We start from the raw sequence: 2,198 nt of genomic DNA, 5'->3' as shown, positions 1-2,198 counted from the left end.
CGGACAGATTGTTAATGCCCGTTTTCCCGACGTCAGAGCGCAGTACTCCGACGCCTCAAAGCGGATGTAGCTACAAGATGTATGAGGATTGGTTTCGGTCAAATCCAGAGCGGTTCACGGCGCCTTGTCCTTTTACTCGCCCTGTCAGGCTTCAGTCAGTCTGAAAGGCCGATCTCACGCCCTCAACAAAGCTTTCCCATTCTTCATCTGTGACTTGTCGGATGACTTCAGGTCCTGAGAATTCTTTCCGTAGGCCTTTGCCGACGATAAAGTTGTTGGACTGCAAGCTCCGAATGATGCGGTCGGCATCCTTGTCCGGCATGTCCAGCACGGCCTTGATTAGCCCGCGTGCCCTATGGTGACGTCGGAGATAGTCAGCCTCCTCCTGCATGTGCTCGTTCATTGTGAGTTTGATAACGTGCCCAAGATAGTCGACATGCGGCGCAAGATCCGGATAGCGCCAAGCTGGCCGAGTAGCTTCATCGCCAGTAAACACGAGGTTGGACTGAATGCCGTCCGGATAGGTTTTATTTTCCGACGCGAAAGACACATGCGGGCGTGCGACCCTCATCAGGGGGATTGAGACGCGCTCAAGGATCGCATCGTAGTGACGCCTGCTCGTCTTGTCGTCCATAATGGCAACGGACACCGGAATGATGACACCATCCGGGATAGCGTTATCCCGGCAGAGAATGTCATTGATGAGGTAGCGGTGTGTCCGACCGTTCCCGTCTGCCAAGGGGTGAATGTAGACGAAGCCGAAGGAGGCGACTGCAGCACGTAGGATGGGTGACTGCCCTTGGGTTTTTTCGAGGAAGACCGCTAGTCCATCAAGCATGTTCTTCAGGTCTTCCGGTGGTGGCGCCACATAATGCACGACCTCCCCACGTATCGTGTTCTCGCCTACAAAAACTGGTGATTTTCTGGGACCGAAACTGCTGATGAACGTCTTCGAGCCGATAATATCCTTCTGTAGTTCAATGAGCGCCGGACCGAGAAGCGGGATTGCACCCTTGCCGGTTCTGGTTGCCAGCACATGGCTGAAGAGGGAAATCTTGTCGGTCTGGTCAGCCTCGCCCTCGATAGCAAAGCTTGCCTTGCTCTCACGATTGGTGAGCCAGACTGCCGCCCGCGCGAGCATGTCATCGCCGAAATCCTCCTGCAGGCGGGTATATCTGGCGGCGATGTCGAAACCTGCGGCAAGTTCCAGCGGCCGGCTTTTTCTGATGGAGGGACAAAAATACCTTGTCCCTGGCATGTTATCCCGCACATGCCACTTTTTAATATTGATGGCTTGGTTCTGGTTTGCGGTAACAACCAGCTTGTCATTCAACGCGGAGACATAGTTGCCACCGACCGCCGTTTCGGTTTCTAGTTCTAGTCCCGTCAGAAACTCATAAAGAAAGGCGGCGCGGCGCGCGTATTGCCCCGTCGGTTCCCGCTCTATCCAGACTCGCACGAAGTCAGGTCCTGACGCCTCGAATACCCGCGCCAGCAGTTCGAGGTTGGTTGGCTCATAACGCAGGTGGAACTGAAGATGTCCGGCCGGGGTCTCAACGGGTCGCATGCTTTCCGGATAAACTTCGTAGCTCTCAAAGCCATGATGGCGGCTCTCCCGGCGCGAACCGACCGTGCTAGTCACGGGAAAGCCGCAGCAGGGATCGATACCAAAGTTATCGCCGAGCCATCGCCCGCCAAGCAGCGTGGACCTTTCTACGTCCGTCATTAGAAACACGCCTCATTCGAAAAAACCGATTACGATTGCGCATATTCGATTAGAAATCAGCAATATTGCAAGAAAAGACTTACGCCGTAGGCGAACGGTTCTCCAGAAAAGCCGGGCTAAGGCAGGCTGACAAGATCCGACGCTAAACGGCGCCGAGATTGGCGAAAACAGCTGCTTTTCAACACAATTCGTCGGAAAGCGGACTGGCAGTTCCCCTAAAGTTGTCGGCTCTATTGGATTGAGAGTGATAACGTCGCAAGGGGTGGCAGACCCATGACCTGTTACACTATATGGGTGTACGTTACCGAAGCCTCCCGCAGGGAGGGTTTGGGAGGGTACACTATGGGTAATAGTGTAACAGGCCGGGCCTGAAACCGGCCGGCCTGTCCCGTATCAGCGGCGGTTTTCCTGTCCGGGGCGGGTGACATGTGTTACACTTTTCAGGACATCATGCCCAGACCTGCCCCGAAGG

Annotated in this window: 1 protein-coding gene; it reads right to left on the bottom strand. The window is 55.0% G+C overall.

The genetic code is table 11. The features are described from left to right. Positions 1-151: 151 nt before the first annotated feature. Positions 152-1,726 (bottom strand): Fic family protein, encoded by a 1,575-nt coding sequence (locus tag GEU01_RS20935; protein ID WP_019087542.1) that lies wholly within the window; start codon positions 1,724-1,726, stop codon positions 152-154. Positions 1,727-2,198 lie beyond the last annotated feature (472 nt).

The organism is Komagataeibacter europaeus LMG 18890 (assembly GCF_000285295.1).
In the GTDB taxonomy this organism is placed as follows: Bacteria; Pseudomonadota; Alphaproteobacteria; order Acetobacterales; family Acetobacteraceae; genus Komagataeibacter; species Komagataeibacter europaeus.
This window is presented reverse-complemented; position numbering and strand designations above follow the sequence as displayed.